The organism is Paenibacillus solisilvae (assembly GCF_042656405.1).
Lineage (GTDB): Bacteria > Bacillota > Bacilli > Paenibacillales > Paenibacillaceae > Paenibacillus_Z > Paenibacillus_Z solisilvae.
The window spans coordinates 164,948-184,503 of the sequence record NZ_JBHSOW010000015.1 but is presented as its reverse complement, the minus strand read 5'-3'; the positions used below and the strand labels follow the sequence as shown (position 1 = coordinate 184,503).

15 protein-coding genes are annotated in these 19,556 nt (G+C 50.4%); 14 read left to right on the top strand and 1 reads right to left on the bottom strand.

The window, feature by feature from the left end:
* Positions 1 to 467: 467 nt before the first annotated feature.
* The 11 genes from ACFPYJ_RS03585 to ACFPYJ_RS03535 all read left to right on the top strand — a co-directional run bounded on the left by ACFPYJ_RS03585 (position 468) and on the right by ACFPYJ_RS03535 (position 12,032).
* Positions 468 to 1,943: a sodium:solute symporter family protein gene (locus ACFPYJ_RS03585; RefSeq protein ID WP_379186665.1), complete on the top strand. Its 1,476-nt coding sequence runs from the start codon at positions 468 to 470 to the stop codon at positions 1,941 to 1,943.
* A 67-nt stretch (positions 1,944 to 2,010) separates the two neighbouring features.
* On the top strand, positions 2,011 to 3,297 hold the full coding sequence (locus ACFPYJ_RS03580; protein WP_379186664.1) for an AGE family epimerase/isomerase: 1,287 nt from the start codon (positions 2,011 to 2,013) through the stop codon (positions 3,295 to 3,297).
* 1 nt (position 3,298) lies between these two features.
* The gene (locus ACFPYJ_RS03575; RefSeq protein WP_379186663.1) at positions 3,299 to 4,498 is read left to right on the top strand and encodes a neutral/alkaline non-lysosomal ceramidase N-terminal domain-containing protein; all 1,200 of its coding nucleotides are present in this window, start codon (positions 3,299 to 3,301) and stop codon (positions 4,496 to 4,498) included.
* 9 nt (positions 4,499 to 4,507) lie between these two features.
* Positions 4,508 to 5,281, top strand: a complete 774-nt coding sequence (locus ACFPYJ_RS03570; RefSeq protein WP_379186662.1) for a glucosamine-6-phosphate deaminase — start codon at positions 4,508 to 4,510, stop codon at positions 5,279 to 5,281.
* A gap of 18 nt (positions 5,282 to 5,299) precedes the next feature.
* Positions 5,300 to 6,466, top strand: coding sequence for an N-acetylglucosamine-6-phosphate deacetylase (locus tag ACFPYJ_RS03565; RefSeq protein ID WP_379186661.1), 1,167 nt, complete (start codon positions 5,300 to 5,302; stop codon positions 6,464 to 6,466).
* 28 nt (positions 6,467 to 6,494) lie between these two features.
* The gene (locus ACFPYJ_RS03560) at positions 6,495 to 7,262 is read left to right on the top strand and encodes a sugar isomerase domain-containing protein (RefSeq protein WP_379186660.1); all 768 of its coding nucleotides are present in this window, start codon (positions 6,495 to 6,497) and stop codon (positions 7,260 to 7,262) included.
* A gap of 128 nt (positions 7,263 to 7,390) precedes the next feature.
* Positions 7,391 to 8,101 carry an SDR family oxidoreductase gene (locus tag ACFPYJ_RS03555; protein ID WP_379186659.1) on the top strand — a complete coding sequence of 237 codons (711 nt, stop codon included), beginning with the start codon at positions 7,391 to 7,393 and terminating at the stop codon, positions 8,099 to 8,101.
* A complete protein-coding gene (locus tag ACFPYJ_RS03550) occupies positions 8,098 to 9,375 on the top strand; it encodes a nickel pincer cofactor-dependent isomerase, group 22 (protein ID WP_379186658.1) in 1,278 nt (425 codons plus the stop codon). Before ACFPYJ_RS03555 ends, ACFPYJ_RS03550 begins: the two co-directional genes overlap by 4 nt.
* Before the next feature lie 126 nt (positions 9,376 to 9,501).
* On the top strand, positions 9,502 to 10,512 hold the full coding sequence (locus ACFPYJ_RS03545) for a Gfo/Idh/MocA family protein (RefSeq protein WP_379186657.1): 1,011 nt from the start codon (positions 9,502 to 9,504) through the stop codon (positions 10,510 to 10,512).
* A gap of 42 nt (positions 10,513 to 10,554) precedes the next feature.
* On the top strand, positions 10,555 to 10,704 hold the full coding sequence (locus ACFPYJ_RS03540; protein ID WP_379186656.1) for a hypothetical protein: 150 nt from the start codon (positions 10,555 to 10,557) through the stop codon (positions 10,702 to 10,704).
* Between the two features lie 41 nt (positions 10,705 to 10,745).
* Positions 10,746 to 12,032, top strand: coding sequence for an MFS transporter (locus tag ACFPYJ_RS03535; RefSeq protein ID WP_379186655.1), 1,287 nt, complete (start codon positions 10,746 to 10,748; stop codon positions 12,030 to 12,032).
* 333 nt (positions 12,033 to 12,365) lie between these two features.
* On the opposite strand, the gene ACFPYJ_RS03530 is transcribed toward ACFPYJ_RS03535, so the two are convergent.
* Positions 12,366 to 13,748, bottom strand: a complete 1,383-nt coding sequence (locus tag ACFPYJ_RS03530; RefSeq protein WP_379186654.1) for an extracellular solute-binding protein — start codon at positions 13,746 to 13,748, stop codon at positions 12,366 to 12,368.
* A gap of 238 nt (positions 13,749 to 13,986) precedes the next feature.
* Here ACFPYJ_RS03530 and ACFPYJ_RS03525 point away from each other — a divergent pair, with 238 nt between their 5' ends.
* The 3 genes from ACFPYJ_RS03525 to ACFPYJ_RS03515 are packed head-to-tail and all read left to right on the top strand — an operon-like array spanning position 13,987 to position 19,547.
* Positions 13,987 to 14,796, top strand: coding sequence for a hypothetical protein (locus tag ACFPYJ_RS03525; RefSeq protein WP_379186653.1), 810 nt, complete (start codon positions 13,987 to 13,989; stop codon positions 14,794 to 14,796).
* Positions 14,797 to 14,826: 30 nt separating this feature from the next.
* Positions 14,827 to 15,813, top strand: coding sequence for a Gfo/Idh/MocA family protein (locus ACFPYJ_RS03520; protein WP_379186652.1), 987 nt, complete (start codon positions 14,827 to 14,829; stop codon positions 15,811 to 15,813).
* Between the two features lie 59 nt (positions 15,814 to 15,872).
* A complete protein-coding gene (locus tag ACFPYJ_RS03515; RefSeq protein WP_379186651.1) occupies positions 15,873 to 19,547 on the top strand; it encodes a hypothetical protein in 3,675 nt (1,224 codons plus the stop codon).
* Positions 19,548 to 19,556: the final 9 nt, after the last annotated feature.

Sequence of the window (19,556 nt, the reverse complement as noted above, 5' to 3'; positions counted from 1 at the left end):
CCCCAAAAGAGCTGCTTTAGGCTTCTCGTAGAGCCGCTGCGATAAGCGTCGTCCCAGGGTAGAGTGGCTGATCTCGGCAGCTGGCTGCAGATTCAGCGGTGACAAGGTAAGAATGACGAGCAATAACTCTATTTACAGAGGTTCTCGCGAACGGGGACACTTATTATCTGAATCCGATGATACGCGAGCACCCGCACGATTTCATGAATGATCGTGAATTTTTCGTTGTAATAATGGGTATAGTTTACTCATCGTTTTCACAAACAATAATCGACTTTTTAAAGTCATCCTTACTACATATCCCCTCAGTAAGATTTAAATGTGAGTTAACCGTACCCTTTAAGTTAGATTTAAGTGAGATTTAAGTGAGATTTATTGACGCAGAAATGATTCCGTGTTACCGTAAGCTTAGTATTAGTCCTTAACTAGGACTAAATAAAAATTCTCAATCACAGGGAGATGTGCTCATGTCATCAGCGGATTGGATTGTTTTAGGGTTGTTTTTTTTGCTTATGGTCGGAATCGGGGTTTGGTCTTTCCGCCAAATCAGCGGCACCCAGGATTTTTTCGCGGCGGGCGGGAAGATGCCTTGGTGGCTGTCGGGCATATCTCACCATATGTCGGGGTACAGCGCCGCCGTATTCGTTGCTTATGCCGGCGTAGCTTACACGTACGGGTTCACGCTTTACATTTGGTGGGCGGTTCCGGTGTCGATCGCGGTTTTTGTGGGCGCGTTCTTTATCGCTCCTAGATGGTCACGGCTGCGTCAGCGGCTTAACATTGAATCGCCGATGGAGTATTTGTCCACCAGGTACAATGTGCCGACTCAGCAGCTCATGGCCTGGAGCGGCGTGTTGCTGAAGCTGTTCGATGTAGGAGCCAAATGGGCGGCCATTGCCGTCGTCCTGAACGTCTTCGCGGATGTACCGATGGTCGTAGGGATCGTGGTATCCGGGGCCATTTCCCTTGTATATTCGGCTATTGGCGGCTTATGGGCGGATGCCTGGACGGATTTTGCCCAGTTTATCGTTCAATTGGTTGCCGGCGTGGCCATGTTCGTCATTATTCTCGCGAAGCTGGGCGGGGTGGGAGCCATCACCGGCATTTGGGATAAGCTGCCAGCCACGCACAGTCAGCCTTTGGTAGGACCTTACACACTAGGTTTCGTACTCGCTTATTTACTGATCGACTTTCTGAGTTACAACGGGGGAACGTGGAATTTGGCGCAGCGCTACATCGCATCGCCGAGCGGTTCCGATGCCCGTAAGGCCGCTATTCTTTCCGGCGCTTTGTATCTCGTGTGGCCATTGATCTTGTTCTTCCCGATGTGGGCGGCGCCGCTCTTTTACCCGAGCCTGGAGGATCCGACCCAGTCCTACTCGTTGATGACGATGGAAATGCTTCCGCATGGTTTGATCGGACTGGTGCTGGCTTCGATGTTCGCCCATACGATGGCGATGACGACGTCGGACGCCAACGCGATAACGGCTGTTATTACGCGGGATATCCTGCCTGTCATCTCGAAGAAATACCGCGGCCTCAGTGAGAAGTCTGCACTGGTGGTAGCCCGGGTGGCGATGGTGACATTTATCGTGTTTACTTTGATTATTGCGGTTTATTCGGCTTCCTTCGGCGGAATCCTGAGCCTGCTCATCGTCTGGTTCGGAGCGCTCGTCGGACCGATCTCGATTCCGATGCTGCTTGGCCTGCTTCCATCTTTCAAGCATAGCGATTCGAAAGCAGCTATCGTCTCTTGGGCAGCCGGCATTATTACCTTCGTCCTCGTGAAATATGTGTTTATCGTTAGTACAGCAACCCTGGTGGCGTCTCCCGTGCTGGTATCTACAATCCTGTTTATAGGGTTGGGTCTCATCAATCGCAATAAGCCGGTTGCTCCGAAGGTCAACCAATTGCTGAATTCCTTAAATGAGGATGTTCGTTAAGAGGCACCGCATGAGAACGGACTGAAATACAAACTGTAATCAACCCAGAAGCATAGGAGGGAGTTCGATGACAGAACGACTGGACAAAGAAGCGGTGCGGGAATTTTATAAGAGCCACCTTCTGCAGGATTTGCTTCCGTTTTGGATGAAAGCGCTCGATGAGCGGCACGGCGGGGTGTATACGTGCTTTAACAATGATGGGAATGAGCTTCTGAGCAAAGATAAGTATACTTGGTCGCAGGGCCGGTTTATCTGGCTGTGGTCGCGGATCGCGTGGTTGTGTGAGCGTAAAGTGCTGCCCGGCAGCGCGGATGCCTTCTTGCAGCATGCTGGGAAGACGGTCGATTTTCTTAAACGGAATGCGATTCTGGACAACGGCAATTGCGCCTTTCTTCTAACGGAGGAAGGAGAAAAGAAGGAGAGCATCCCCGGTCAGGGGTACGATACGAGCTTTTATGCGGATTGTTTTGTCGTTCTGGGCTTCTCAGAATACGCTCGGGTCAGCGGGCGAGCTGACATAGCCGGGGATGCTCTCCGTTTGTATGACCGAATTCGCGACAGATTGCAGCGTGATCATGTCCGGAGCGAGCCCTACCCGATTCCGGAAGGATTTAAGTCTCATTCGGTTGCCATGATCATGCTCAATATTTCTCAGCAACTGATGGATGCTTTGGCGTCGCTAGCGAATCCCGAAGAAAGCCGAATACGGTCCGATTGTCTCGAGTATGCGCAGCAAATTATCGGACAGTTCGGACAGCCGGATGGCCGGATCGCTGAGCTGCTTCCAAAAGAAGGGGATGTTCCTGATACGGTATTATGCCGGCATGTGAATCCGGGTCATACACTGGAGAGCATGTGGTTCGTAATCAGTGCGGCGGAGCGTCTAAAACGGAGGGAGCTCATCGACGCCGCGCTTCCGGTAGTGAAGCAAGCCTTTAAACTCGGATGGGATGCGCATGAAGGCGGGTTACTGCGTTTTGTCGATCGCGATGGCGGCAAACCTGGGGGACTTCGGACGGGCGATCCTTATGAGCAGCTCATTCTGGATACCTGGGATACCAAGCTTTGGTGGCCGCATTCGGAGGCGCTGTACAGCGCTTTGCTCGCTTACGAGCAGACAAGAGATCCGGATTTTCTGTCACTATACAGACAAACGCATGATTATGTATTCCGCACGTTCCCCCATCCGGACCCAAACGTTCGGGAATGGATCCAAATCCGGGCACGCAGCGGCCAACCTTTAAATAAAGTTGTAGCTTTGCCCGTGAAAGACCCGTTTCATATTATTCGGAATGTGCTTCTGATCATCGAACTTTATTCCGAGGCAGGCCACGCGCAGACGGAGGTTGTCTAGCATGAAGCCGCTTTTATTGCTTGGTTCCGCTAAAATAGATATTACCCCGGTTCACTCCGTTCCGCTGGCCGGGTTTGCCCATCGAAAGAATGGCTTTGAATCCGTTGTACATCCGTTGTATTCGAGAATTCATTGTTTTGAGCAGATCGATGCCGAAGGCAAGCGGATGAGTGTGCTCTTCGTTTCGGCTGATCTGATCTGGTGGGGAACGGACTTCGTAGAGCAGCTCAGACCTAAGCTTGTCAAGCGCTTCGGATTCGATACGGTTCTGCTGCACGCCACACACACGCACTCCGGACCGCAAACGAGCGGAAGATTTGTTGAGGCGCTTGGAATGAAAGATGAAGCCTATATGGAGTTTCTGGAAGAGAGGCTGGTCCTGGGCACTGAGCAGGCTCTGCGGACCGTGGAGCCCGTCACCGTTCAGAAAGGAAGCGAGTCCTGCCGGATCGGCGTGAACCGGAGACTGGAGTCCGACGGAGAAATCCTCATGGCTCCGAATGAAGCCGGGCCGGTGGACCAGGAAGTGACGGTGATTCAATTCCTCAAGCTGAACGGTGGAACAAAAAGCGTATTTGTTCATTATACCTGCCATCCGACAACGACGGATGATAACGCGGTATCCTCCGAGTTTCCGGGGTATGCGATGGACCGGATCGAAGATGGTTTTGGCGGAGAGGCAGTAGGAGCCTTTTTGCAAGGCTGCTGCGGCGATATCCGTCCTTATCTGGCTGAGGAAGGCCAGTTCTACAGGGGAAGCCGCGCTGAGGTGGAACGGTTCGGAAAGCAGCTCAGCGACACCGTATTTCGCATCGTGCAGCGGCCGATGACTGAGCTGGCCCCGTCGGTGCTCCAGAGCAGAAGTTCCGCCTTGGAGCTGCCCTTTCAGGAACCCTCTCCTCTAACCGGCATTTCCCTGGAAATATCCTGGCTGCAACTGGCAGAAGGGTTATCTTTAATAACGTTTAATGCGGAGATGGTTGTCGAATACGGGCTTTATATTAAAGAGAATTCTCGTGGAAGTATTCTTCCGATGGCGTATACCAATGGAATGATCGGCTATGTCCCTACACGTCAACAGCTTGCTCAAGGAGGGTACGAGGCAAAGGGCTCTGTCCCTTTTTTCGGGCTACCGGGTCCATTCGATCCTTCCCTTGAAAGCAGGATCCGCCGGGAGATACAAAATTACATGATGAGGTGAACCATTCTGATGAGTATGAATATAGAGCCTATCCGCTCGGAAACCGTAGACCGCTTGAAAGTGCAAGTGTACGCGAGTCGAAGCGAGCTGGGGGAAGCCGCCGGATACGATGTGGCGAACGCCATGAAGGAGCTGCTGGGGCGCAAGGGGCAGATTCGCATGGTATTTGCCGCCGCACCGTCGCAAAACGAATTTCTAAGCACACTGAAGTCCATCGAAGGAATTGATTGGTCCAGGGTCACTGCATTTCATATGGATGAATATATCGCTTTGCCGATGGATGCGCCGCAGCGCTTCGGAACGTTCCTGTGCCGCGGCTTGTTCGACGAGGTTAAGCCTGGTGAAGTCCACTTGATCGACAGCTCGAGCGACTTCGAAGCGGAGTGTCAGCGTTATTCAAGGCTCATCCAAGAGGCTCCGATCGATATCGTCTGCCTGGGAATCGGGGAGAACGGACATATCGCGTTCAACGATCCGCCGGTGGCCGATTTCGAAGAGGAAGCGCTCGTGAAGAGCGTCGAGCTCGATCTGGCCTGCAGGCAGCAGCAGGTGAACGACGGTTGTTTCGGTGCCTTGGCGGATGTTCCCACGCATGCGCTGACGCTGACGATTCCGGCTCTTTTTGCCGGAGCACACTTATTCTGTATGGTCCCTGGCGTTACCAAGGCGGCTGCCGTTAAGCGTACGCTAAACGGTCCGATATCCACGGAATGCCCTTCTACAATACTTCGCAGGCACTCGGATTGCACGCTCTATGTAGACAGGGATTCTTACGGTGAATGAAGTTAGGAGATGGAAAGCATGCAAGAGAACGTAACGGTTATTTCGGGCGTTCATTACAAAACAGGGGAACCCGTTACTATAAGCGTGGAAGACGGAATCATCAAGGGCATCCGGCAACAGTCTCCGGAGGATGCCGATCATTCTCTTCCTTTGATCGGTCCGGGATTGGTTGACCTTCAAATTAACGGTTACAGCGGCACCGACTTCAATACCGTTCCCCTACAGGACAGGACGGTCGAGAAGGTTACACGCGCTTTGTGGAAAGAAGGGGTAACCTCATATTATCCGACGGTCATTACCAACGGGGACGATGAAATCTGTCAGGCGCTCCAAACGATTGCACACGCTTGTAAATCAGATAGCGTATCAGATGCCGGGGTGGCGGGCATTCATTTGGAGGGGCCGTTTATTTCCAAAGAAGACGGCCCCCGGGGAGCTCACGGCGCAAGCTATGTGAAAGCGCCGAACTGGTCGTTGTTCCAGCGCTGGCAGGAGGCTGCTGAGGGACGCATCAAGATCATTACGCTGTCTCCCGAGTGGCCGGAAGCTGCTCGGTTTATCGAGCGCTGCGTGGAACAGGGCGTTACCGTTTCCATAGGCCATACCGCGGCGACAGAGGAGCAAATTGCCGAAGCCGTACGAGCCGGGGCGCGCATGTCGACCCACCTGGGCAATGGTGCGCATCTCACTCTTCCCCGCCATCCGAACTATCTATGGGAGCAGCTATCCCAAGATGGGCTGGCTGCGTGCGTGATCGCGGACGGCTTCCATTTGCCGGATTCCGTGCTGAAGGTCGTGCTGCGAACGAAGGGGGAGCGGGCGCTTCTCGTTAGTGACGCCGTTTATTTAAGCGGTATGGAGCCCGGAGCTTATAAGAGTCACATTGGAGGAAGCATCGTATTGACGCCCGAGGGCAGACTGCACATTGCGGACAACCCAAAGCTTCTGGCGGGCTCAGTCCAGCTGCTTCCGCATGCAATCTATCATTTGGTCCGACGGGGACTTGCAGGGCTCGGGGAAGCTTGGGACATGGCTTCGGTACGCCCGGCCGCGTTCATGGACCTTCCCTCACAGCAAGGATTAGCGGTGGGGGCACCGGCCGATTTGGTCGTTTTTGTCCAAGCGGAGAACAGAATATTTATTCAACAAACCTATAAAGCTGGAAAACAAGTATTTTCTGTATGACGATAATTTCATAAGGAGCGTGACCATAATGGGTATGGCAGATACAAGCGTCATGTCGCAATATTTCCAAAAAATTGTTCAACATCTGGAGATTCTCCATCAGGAGGAAATGGCCTCCATCCATAAAGCGGCGAATATGCTGGCCGACCATATCAAGCAGGACAAGCTGGTTTACGTTTACGGACCGGGTGGGCATTCCAACCTGGGCTCTCAGGAAATCTTTTTCAGAGCCGGAGGATTGATGCACATCAGTGCGATTCTGGATGAAGGGACGTTACTGAGCGGCGGCGCTTTAAGATCAATGGCAGTGGAGAGGACGCCAGGTTACGGTAAACTCGTCTTGAACGACTACGGATTGCGGGAAGGCGACCTGCTCATCCTCATTAATGCATATGGAATCAATGCAGCTTTGATCGATGCGGCACTGGAAGCGAAGGCGAAAGGCGTGAAGACGATCGGCGTGACCTCCGTTCGGCATGCATTAGCGACACCGCGCGATCATGTAGCCCGCCATCCGTCCAAGCAAAACCTTCATGATCTCGTCGATCTTGTGATCGACAGCAAGATCGAAGTTGGGGATGCCGTGGTGGAGATAGAGGGACTGGACCAGCGAGTTGCGGCGATGTCAACGTTCGCCAATGCGTATTTATTGAACTCCGTTATGGCCGAAACAGTGGATCTACTTGTAAAAGAGGGCGTTCATCCGCCGATATGGATGAGCGGGAATGCTAGCGGAGGCGACGAGGCCAACTCCCGCTTTATCGAGCGGTTTAAAGGCAGAATCAAAAAGCTGTAATAAAAAGGACAGTTCAAATTATAATTGGACATGATAAAAAATAACGTTGTATATTTTCGTTCAGGAGGTGTTCACTGATATTTAACCTACAAAAAACGGTATCCGTTGTCATCGGCGGCAATGGCGTTTTGGGCAGTGCCATGGCATCTGCGCTTGCCGAGGCTGGATCAAAGGTAGCGATTTTAGGCCGTAATATGGAAAAGGCGAGAACGGTCTGTGACCAAATCGAGCGAAATGGAGGCGCTGCAATTTCTTTAAAGGCAGATGCCACCAATACGGAAGAGCTTGAGGCCGCGTTAGCTCGCGTACTGGAATGGGGAGGACGCGTTGACACCCTAGTCAATGCCTCAGGGACGAACAGCTCAACTCCGTTCTTTGAGATCAAAACGGATGAATGGGATCGAATTATGGATGTTAACCTCAAAAGCGTCGTATTAGCATGTCAAGTTTTCGGTAAACAAATGGTCGACCAAGGAAATGGCGGCTCCATTATCAATATCTCATCGGTGTCATCTGCTCCGCCGCTCTCAAAGGTTTTCACTTATTCGATATCGAAGGCGGGAGTAAACAGTGTGACGCAATACCTGGCTCGGGAGTTCGCTCCAAGCAGAGTAAGAGTTAACGCCATCATCCCCGGATTCTTCCCTGCGGAACAGAATAGAGCCATTCTGTCTGCAGACCGAGTGGAATCGATTATGCGGCAGACCCCGATGAACCGTTTCGGTGAACCAGAGGAATTGAAGGGGACAGTCGTATATTTGGCTTCTGCCAAAGCATCTTCGTTCGTCACGGGAGCATTTCTCCGCGTCGACGGAGGATTTGGAGCGATGACCCTATGAGCGACATCCTTAGGAGGCTAGTCGAGAAGACGCCAATTCCCAAAATGGTTAGGATTCGTCAGTCGTTCGATGACACGAAGCTCGATGACCCCATTCATGAGTTATCCAATCAACTACGAATTTCAGATGCTATGGCGGGAATTACTGTCGGAAAAAGAATTGCCGTTGCGGTAGGAAGCCGAGGAATTTCTCGCATTAATGAAATAACGAAAACGGTTATTGATGAATTAAAAAGAATAGGTGCCGAGCCTTTTGTCGTTCCCTGCATGGGAAGCCATGGAGGAGCGACGGCTCAAGGCCAGATCGATGTGCTTGCCCATTTGGGCATAGACGAAGAACGGATGGGGTGCCCGATACGTTCTTCCATGGAAGTGATTGAACTGGATCGATTGCCGAATGGGCTGCCTGTCTACTGTGACAAAATTGCAGCGACCGAGGCTGACGCTATCGTGGTCATCAATCGAATTAAACCGCACACGGCTTTCCGTGGTCCGATTGAAAGTGGTCTTCTCAAGATGATTGCGATCGGGCTTGGCAAACAGAAGGGTGCGGAAGCATGCCATCAGTTAGGCTTTAAATATATGGCGGAAAATGTACCTGCAATGGCTCGCATAATGATCGCTAAGCTTCCCATCCAGTTCGGAATTGCGATTGTGGAGAATGCTTATGACCAAATATGTCGGGTTGAAGTTTTAGGTACAGAAATTATGGAAGAGAGAGAGAAGGAGCTGCTGCTGGAGGCAAAGAGCCGACTGCCGAAAATCCTTTTTGATGAAATCGATGTGCTCGTGATTGACTATATCGGAAAGAACATTAGCGGAGATGGGGCCGACCCGAATATCACGGGCAGGTATCCAACGCCTTATGCGCACGGTGGACCGGAGGTGAACAAGATGGTTGTCCTCGATCTGACCCCGGAGTCTAAAGGTAATGCTAACGGAGTTGGAACAGCGGATTTCACGACAAGTCGTCTAGTCGGGAAGACAGATTGGGCGAGTACGTATGCGAACGGTCTTACGTCAACGGTTTGTGCACCTACGAAACAGTCGACAACGCTCGAAAATGATCGCGATGCTATCAAAGCTGCGATCAAAACCTGCAACATTCTGGATTATTCAAAGTGCAGGTTAGTCCATATTCGAGACACGCTTCATCTGGGAACCATTGAAATTTCCGAAAGCCTGGTAGAGGAAGCATTACGTCATCCGCGCATTGAAATCCTAGAAGGACCTTACGACTGGAAATTCGACGAAGAAGGGTTTCTGCCGAAATGAGTAAAGATACGAAAATTGTACTGGCGGTCGACAAGCGGATGCGCATTCAAACGGTCATGAAGCGCGGACAGCCGTTCATGCCGGAGTAAACATGATCATCAATGATCGATAGTGGAGGGGCGGCAAATGACAATAAGGAGATTTGGCCTTATCGGCTGCGGAGCGATCGCGGATTTTCATATGAAATCTTTAAGGGAGATCGATTGTGCGAGACTTGTCTGCGTGTCCAGCCGCAACGAAAACAGCGCGAAGGAGGCCGGGGAACGCGAGGGGGCGGATTGGGTCACCGACTATAAGGAACTGCTCGCTCGACCGGACATCGATATCGTTTGTGTGACCACAAGCAGCGGGAGTCATGGCGCTATCGGAGCGGAGGTGCTGAAAGCAGGAAAACATCTGCTGATGGAAAAACCGATCGCGATGACGGTAGAGGAAGCGGAAACGCTGCTCCGGCTTGCGGAAGAGAACGGCCGGTTGCTGTCCGTTATTTCACCGCGACGCTTCGAGGAATCCCTCCAATTGGCAAAACGGGCCGTGACCGAGGGAAGAATAGGTAAGCTACTGTTAATTGAAGCGCAGACGCCGTTTTTCAGAAACCAGGCTTATTATGACAGCGCTGATTGGCGGGGAACGATTGCCGAAGACGGAGGCGCTTTAATGAACCAGGGCATCCATCAAATTGATTTATTGCTTTGGCTGGGCGGTCCGGTCCGATCGGTATGCGGCAGGATTGCAACGCAAACCCACCGGATGGAAGCGGAGGATATAGGCGCAGCCATTGTCAATTTTGAGAATGGGGCTATGGGAACGATCATGGCCTCGACCAGCATCAGGCCCGGATTTCCAGCAAGCATCAAAATATTTGGAGAAGAAGGAACGATCATTATTGTCGGGGATGCGATTACGTACTGGATGGTTCCCGGTATGGAGGCTGATGTCAGGCAGGATGATGTTCGCGCTGGCGGGGCCAGCAATCCGCTCGGCATATCGCATGAAAACCATAAACGTCAGATTGCGGACGTGATAGAAGCCGTTTCCTATGATAGAGCGCCATATGTGACCGGACAGGACGGCCTGAACGCCGTGAAATTGATTCATGCGATCTATCATTCGTCGGCTTCAGCAATGGATATGTAAAACCAGGTAAGGGTTGTATTATCCACGAAGAGAAAGATATGCATGACATCGCGCAGGCATTTCGGAAAGTCATCCCATCGGTATTACAAGCAGCTGTATACAAAAGGTCGTTCGTCATTCCGCCTTCCCTGCCAGGCGGGCAGCGATCTTTTTATCGTTATGTACGATGCAGTCATTGATGACCTGACGTAAGCAAAGGAGACAGCAGCCGCTGGAGGAGAGAAAATACAAGAATGGCAGTATGGAAGCGTAATTTGTATATATTGTGGGCGGGAAGCTTCCTTAGCTCAGTAGGTATGAATATGATCATTCCTTTTCTTCCTTTATATGTTCAAGAATTGGGCGTTCACGATATCAAGCAAGCGGCCTTATGGGCAGCATTTGTCTTCGCCGCGAACCATATCATGATTGCGCTGGTATCGCCGCTTTGGGGAAGACTTTCGGACATTCACGGTCAAAAAACAATGATGATCTGCTCCGGATTGGGAATGGGGATCCTCGTTATTGCGATGGGGCTCATTCATACGCCGCTTCAACTCATTGTTCTTCGCATGGTATTCGGCTGTGTGGCCGGGTTTGCTGCTTCCGCATCCGCACTGACGGCCGTCGAGACGCCGAAGGAGCATGCAGGCAGTGCCCTCGGCACGCTGCAAACCGGCATTGTGTCCGGTCAACTACTTGGACCGATATTCGGCGGGTTGCTGGCCGAAACGTACGGGATACGCAACGCCTTTTATTTGACGGGCTTTCTCTTGCTCTTGGCGACGGTGCTGGTGATCACCGGAGTGATGGAATCACGGAAATATCCGCGCGAAGGCCGAAGCTTGCCTGGACCGTTCGGAAGGAAAGCGGGCAGTTTCTCCCGCGGCATATCGTTATCATCGGCTTTCGGCAAAAATACGTTGATTGACGTCATGAAGCATTCTCCGATGGTATGGACACTGTTTATTTCATCCTTCCTCATTTCCGCAAGCCTTCTGAGCATTGAGCCGGTAATTACGCTGTATGTCCAGAGCCTGCATGTGGAAAGACACGTCGAATTGATGGGAGGTCTCGTATTCGGTGCCAGTGCGCTCGGTACGATATTGTCGGCGCCGTATTTGGGAAAGCTCGGAGACCGGCACGGGCACGCAATCGTTCTGCTCGCTTCGTTATTCTTTATGTCCGTGCTTTACATTCCGCAGGCCTGGATTACCAACGTGTGGCTGTTGCTGTTCGTCCGATGGCTGACGGGGCTGTGCATGGGCGGCATGATTCCTGCCATCAGCGCGCTACTTCGCACGTTGACCCCGGTCGGGATGCAGGGCAGCGTTTTCGGCTACCTGTCGAGCGCGAACTCGCTCGGCAACGTCAGCGGAGCCCTGTTAGGAGGAACGATTGGCAACGCATTCGGCATATCCCACATTTTTTATATTGTCTCAGGCATTTTCTTCATTCATTTCGCCATGCTTCTGCTTCGTCTCAGGAAGCTTCACGCGTCCGCGGATCGGAAGCTAGAGGAGCCAGGTTTCGATGCTTAATCGGAATAATCGGATTGATGGCGTGCTTAGGAGCCGCGATACTGGGAAAGAGGGGATTTCAAGGCTGTTATTTGCGGAGGAGAGGCAGGAACGGGTCGTTGCGTGATTTGCATCAATCCGGCTTATGGCGCATTGCTCCAGTTCAAACCGGCATGAAATTCCCCTGTCACTTACCCGAATCTCCGGGCACTCGCCGCAGCGATGAAGAGCGGTACGATTCACCCTCGTGTGAAGATCGTTGTCTCAACCAGCTATCATTCAGAAGCAGCCAAACAGGAAGGGTCAAATATCCCGTCCTGTTTGCTTTTCCCGTTTCAATTTTAAATGGACGGTTCAGCCTTTTTTCTCCTGCCGGGCGATCATACCCAGCAGCCAGTCCGCAAAATGGTTGGCCGACTCCAAGCCTGCCCAATAAAGCGCCATTTCCGATTCGATTTCCTCCAACATACCTAAATCGGGAAAGATTTCATTCAGAAAACGGCTGTTGCTTAATCGATCGTTTACAATATTCAATGACAATAATGTCGTCTTGTCCCAAATGGCTTCGTTTACGGATTCAAGCACCGACAAGAAATGCTTATTTCGGCTGATTTTTTCCTGGATTTCGTAGCTAAGAGCGAATTTCAAAAAACGGATTGCCATTTCTTCGTCGTTACATCCCTCGGGAATCATCATCGCATTAGCTATCAAAAGCGGTGCCTGCGTATCCCCGAACGGCATGGACGCCACACGCGGCTCGAACTGCAGCTTCTCGTTTCTCCACCCCGCAAGCTCGATTGCTGTCGTGAGAACCATTGCGGCTTTTTCTCTGATAAATACTTCCAAGTTGAGTTGTTGTTTGGGCAATAAGGTTGCGATCCGATATCGATATAACAAATCATGCAGAAAAGTTAATGTTTTCACAAGAGCTTCCCGTTGAACGTCTTCTTTAAAATTGACCCCATTTTGCAGAGCGAACATCGTCCAACGGTTGATGGCTGGCGAGAGGGCGAATCCATATTGGTCGACAATTCCATCGCTGTCCGTATCCATTGTCAGAAGTTGGGCGGCGCGCAGGAAGTCCTCCCTTGTCCAATCATGCTTTGGCAGGGGAACGTTATATTTCTGAAAAAGATTCGGATTGTACACCAAATATACGCTGGAAAAGGTAACCGGGATCGCCTTTATGCTGCTGAAAGCGCTACGCAAAGTTGGATAAAGCCCCTGAAAAATGTCTTTCATCGGCTCTTTCAAGTCAATGAATGGTCCCGCATCTTCCATTTCGATCAATTGTCGGTCGCCGACAAGTATGATATCAGCCTGAAGCCCAAGCTCATTGCTTGCCCGAACCGATTCCCAGAATTCCTCTGTTGGAAAACCTAAACATTTCACTTTGACATTGGGATAGTGCTTTTGAAATTCCTCAATAATCATTGGCATGCAGATATCCATGAAATGAGAAGGGGAGGTGGCTAAAATCCGAAGTACTTTCGTTCCGGGTTCATCGATAATGAGGTCCGGAGAAACGATTGTTCCTAATCCGGCCTTTTTTACAATTAGGCCTTCCTTCAGCAGATTATCCAGCGATTTGCGTACGGATGTCCTGCTCATTCCGTAGTAGCGGCACAGATCGTTCTCAGACAATATAAATTCCCCTGGTTTGATGTACCCAGATATAATCTGTTCCCGCAGAATGCTGGCTAACTGCGTATAGCGAAATTCATTTTCTCTCCTCATCGTCTTGTCCATCCTAATCCCTGATTTTGATTAAGTAGTATTTTGTATTTTATACGAATCTCATTTGGAATACAAGTATCATACTTTTTCTTAATTTTTGTTCACAAACCCTCTATGAATCAGAGAATTAGCTTGTTATAATACAATACAAGTATGATACATATACTATTTTTGAGGTGAACGCTATCAATGGAGTTGTTATCGACAGGCAGAGAAATTTATGGGGAGGAAAGTGACCATGGGATCTATCATTGTTCCGACAAACTACTATCAGCATTTTGACGCCGATTTTTCCCTCGATGTTCCAGGAGAAGGGTATGGCGGTTGGAAAAGGGAAGATTTGCCGATCAGCATGGAACATACAGCAGTAGTCGTTATGCATGCATGGAACTGCGGAACGAGAGAACAGTATCCCGGATGGCACCGTGCAGTCGAGTATTTGCCGCGATCCTATGAAATTTGCGAAAAGATATTTCCGGCGTTACTTGGCGCTGTTCGAAAATCGGGGCTGAAACTGTATCATGTCGTGTCCTCCGAGGATTACTGCAGATCCTATCAGGGACTTGATCGGACCAAATCATTTGCCGGCGAAACACCGGGTTCTCTTGAAAAGGTCAAAGATGATGAAGTGCTGCAGCAGCTTCATAAATTTCGAACGAAAAACGTTTTTCCCGGCGAACATAATCAACCGGATATAACGCGAGGTTTTGCGAACCTTGCTTTTCCCCATGAAGCGAAGCCGCAAGGAAACGAAGCGATTGCCGCAACATCTGAACAATTATTTGCTTTGTGTCGGCAAGAAGAAGTAAACCATTTGATCTATACCGGTTTCGCAATTAATTGGTGCCTGCTTTTGTCTCCGGGGGGAATGGCCGACATGTCGAAAAAAGGTATACTCTGCTCGGCAATCCGTCAAGCTGTAACAGCGGTGGAAAACAAGGAAACAGCCCGACAGGAGCTGAACAAAGAGCTCGCACTGTGGAGAGTTGCGCTCGCCTTCGGGTTTGTCTACGATGCGGATGATATTATCCAAGCGATAGCCCGGTAATGCCAAATACATAATGAGGAGTGCATGGATATGAACTTTGCTATCGTCGGTTGCCAGCATAGCCATATTAAAATATTTATCGATCAGATGTTGGAGTTGGGGCATCGGTTTGTCGGGATATTCGATCAAAGTCAGTATTTTTTACCAGGAAAATACGCCGAACACTATAACGTTCCGCTTCTCAGCAGCCTTGGGGAACTGCTCGAGCTCGGAGTTCAGGTAATCGGTAATGCTGACCGCAACGATCGGAAAATCGATGTCATTGAATGGGCCGAAACGCATGGAATTCACGTTATGACGGATAAACCGATTGCCATCGACAGGGATGGTCTGGAACGGCTCTATAAGGTGATTGAGCATGATCGGATCAAAATCGGCATGATGCTTACGGAACGCTACGAACCGACGCTCTACACATTGAAAACATTAATCGATCAAGGGGAGTTGGGGGAATTGATCGATTTTACGTTCTTGAAACCCCATAAAGTAAACCTTCCCTCAAGACCGGATTGGTTCTTCATGAAATCCGTTAACGGAGGATTAATTATCGATATTTTAATCCATGACATCGATTTGTTAAGGTGGTACACGAATAAGGAAATCGTCCATTTTCAGGGTGTGCTGGTCAAAAACATATTGCCCGAATTCCCGGATTTCTACGACAATACACAGGTCGGTTTAGTCATGGAAGACCGAATTACCGCTGTCTTGAAATCGGACTGGCTGATGCCGGAAGCGTTTGATATGTGGGGAGACGGGCGCATATTTGTTACGGGAAGCAAAGGAAGGGCCGAGGTGCGCTCTGCAGGAGACGTTTTTGGCCAGCCCGGCCCGTTTTTGTCGCTGGTGACTCATCACCGCAAGGCAATCAGGGTTGACTTAACCAACGCTCCCAATAATTTAACAGAGGATTTCTTGAACAAAATCGCCAATAAACCTCATCTTCTTTCAACCGGGGATATTTATGAAAGCAACAAAGCAGTTCTTGCGATTAATGAAGCGAGTTCGAAACTGTAAACAGTATCCTCTTCTGTCGTTACAACCAACTGATTATGTTTGGAAAGGTGGACTGACGCTTGAACTTAACGAAGCATCTGTATCCTGTCTATCCGGTTCATGAACTGGAAGCCGGATTTCCGATCCTTGCTGAAAATGAATTTACGCTGGATCATTCATTCGTTTCGCCGAAATCGAATACGGAATTCCGGATGTATACGAAGGGAGACATCCTATTCGTTCAAATTGGATATGAATCCGAAAGCGACGCCGGAGCAGAGGAAATCACCTTGTTCTTTGATCCGGACCATTCAGGAAGAAAACCCCATAATTCGGTCATGTTCACCTTTCTTACAGACGGGAGCCTGAAATACGAAACCTATCAGTATTTCATGGAGCAAAAGGATATCCCTCAAGACGTCGAGTTCACTTCGTTCTCGGAAGGGAATCGCCATGAACTTGCATTATCGCTTCCGCTCCGCCTGATGCGCATTCATTCCGAGGAGAAGAGAGTGCTTGGTTTTAATTTGTTTCGCAGCATCCTATTCGGCGGTACAAAATCGCTTGCAAAATGGTCGGGGCTGCCGGGGGACGTAGCAGTTACAGGCCAAGGCGCAGGAAATTTATTATTGACTAGGGGTCTGGGGCAGGACGAAATCGATTGTTGGATGGACAAGCTTGGAAACGAAAGCGGCGTGTATTATACCGCCTGGAAGAAAAGGACCGTACCCGAGGAGATTTACTCCTACGTGACCGAAAAAAAGAGAGGGCTGACGGTCAGAATCGGAGAAGACGATGTGAGAAAGGCCCGTGAAAATGCGCAGCACACGGCTTGGGGGAAGCGGATGAAAGAGGCTATCGTCCAGGTGGCGGATTACTGGGCGGCCAAGAGCGACGATGAATTATTCGATCTTGTACCTGTCGGGAATCCGCGAGCATTGACGCCCGGCCAATACTTCGGTGACCCGCTGAACGAGGGAAACCGCACCGCGTTCCAAATGTGCCTTGAACGGCCTTACCAATATTACAACCCAGCCACGAAAACGTGGTGGCATAACGGGATGCAAATCGTCAATCCGACGACAGGCGAGGCTGTTATCGTGGAGGATGACGGACGCGGTTTTCTTGCCCCGGCCGGATTTCCGAATCCCGGGGTCCGTTACATGTTCACCGCCTCCTATCGATTGTTCGTGATCTCCATGCTGTTGGCGGCGCCATATTGTCCCGTCGTGGAGGATGCGTCAGTTTGTCCCGAAACGACGGGCCGGCGTTATGCGGGAGCAATATCGAATTTGTGTTATGCCTACCGCTTGACGAATATCAAAACATACGCAGCCAAAGCGTTGATTCTGATCGGCAGAATGGCGGAACTGCTCCCTTACATGAACGGCAATTACGGGGATGGAACGTATTCCGATACGGTTCATATTGCGGAGCCTTCGACAACCGAATCCGCCTGGTTGTGCAATTTTTTTGAAGCGGCGGATCTTATCTATGACGTTATCGATGAGCTAGAACCCGATTTGCAGCGGTTATTTTCCCGCAAACCGGACGCCGAAGGAAATGTGAGACTGGAGCCCTTCCGCATCAAGACTGCAATCCGCGATATGATCCCCTATTTGATATACAGCTGCGAGCTGGAGAAACCAAAACGTTCGGACTGGTCCATGCGGTATATTCACCTGGAACTGGTATTGGCCAGTTTTATGGGAAGCGGGAAGCTGATGAGGAAAATTTTGTTTGAAGGCAAGTACAGCCTGGAGTCGAAAATCCTTAACAGTTTTTTTCGGGAAGGCAGATATGCCTACGACTCGACCCAATACATCGAACATATTTGTGTGCAAATGCTAGATATGCCGAACTATAATTACCGTTTTCAAGATAATGCGTATTTTACCGAACCGATCGATATGTTTGAAGACGAGCGTTTCGGCATGAATCGGATCGTTAATCTGTTCTTCCATCTGAAGTCGGGAGAGCTGACGGCCATGTTCGGGGATACGGCGGTCGACAATCATGAACCTGTTTCCGATGAGCGGAAAAGGGGCGTATTCAGCTACAGCGCTGCTTTGGAAACAACCTATGCCAGAATGAAATCGCTCAGATCCATAATCGGTCCCGTACTTTCCCTTTACGACCGTGAAGAGCTGGAGGAGAACCGTCTCCGCTCCGTCTCGCAAACGTACTTGAACCATTCCCTTCTACTACTCGCGACAGCGGCAGATTACACGGAATACCTCGGCTGCCGCACCTCCGAAAATTTCATTCAGTCATCCTTCCTTCTGGAAGATTCCGAAACCAGCATTTTCCGTGCCGGCTCGAACCCTCATAACTGCAAGCATGTCGTTCTCTATGGGCAGCCTTCCGCGCCTCATGTCCATGGCGATAAGCTGGGTTTATGGATTGGTGCATACGGCTACCATCTGCTCGCCGCTGCGGGAGGATATCCTTATACATGGATCAGTCCGAAATTCCAAGCGTGGGAGACGCATTCAGCATCCAGTACGGTCGTTGTACCCGACGGTAAAAATCAGCAGCATTCCTTTTCCAAACTAAGATGCCACTACGAAGGCGTTTGTTTAAGCGTTGCCGGGATGGAAAATACGGCAGCATATCCTGGCTCCCATTTGGAAAGATGGTGCTGGGTTGTTCAGGCTCCGAACAAGGAAGACGCATATGTCGCTGATTTGAATTTTGTCTCGAAGGGGCAAACGTTCGACTATAATACGATCGGTTTGAACATTTCTTTTGAGCAGATCGATTTCTCGGGAATAAATCCGGAAGACTGGGTACCGATGAAAGGCACGCTTGCCGGAGAGGATATTCCCCTGTACGGCAATCCGGGTCAAGGATGGTTGAAAGCAGTGCGCAAAACCGTCGGGGCTCATCCAGTGTCCTGGACCTTCCGTTACCCCAATGCCGCTCTTCGAATTCATACGGTTCAAGACGATAAGGAGAGGGAATTGATATGCGCTCTTGGGGAATTAGGAGGGCAGGAGAAGGGGAAATCGAGATGGGAGCCCTTTGTCGTGTGGCGGGATCGGGAATTTGCCGGGAATAGCGAAGAACGTTTTGCCAGTTTCTTTACGATTATGGAACCTTATGAGCAGAAACCGTTTCTGAGCTCGGTAAAACCGCTAAAGCTGCTGGGCAGCGAATCGCCTTTCTTCAAGCCGTTCGGAGCGGAAATCTTGCTGCCGGACGGATATCGGGATATTCTTATCGGCACTTATAACGAAGGAGAGGCGATCAGCTTCCGCGATTCGGAAGGTCAGGTTTATACGACGGACGCAAAGGCATTGTTATTGCGGTATAAAGGTCGGGATCTGGTAGATGCCGAAGCCATCCGATACACCAGGATTGAAGCGGCATCGTTTTCGGCCAAACGGGAGCGCCCGGCTTTGACGGGGCGGATTGCTTCCGTCGACGTAGATCGACGGCAAATCGAAGTGCTCCTCGATCATGCATGCGACGTTTCGGCCGACCGGCTTGCGGGACAAGTCGCCTATTTGGATGACGACGACTACGAAAAGCCTTCTTCCTACTATATGGTGAATCCGGAGATCAAGGGAAGCAAGCTGACCTTTTATACCGATATTCCGTTGATTAAGCTGGATGCAGACTGGCCGGACCCTGAGAAAAGATTGGGTCTCGGCATGAAGCAGATGACGCAGTATGAAGGGAAAAACGTTCTGGTTGATGTAAAAGCCGGAGACCGGTTTGAAGTATTCAATTATTACCGCCTATCTCGTTAACCTGAAAGG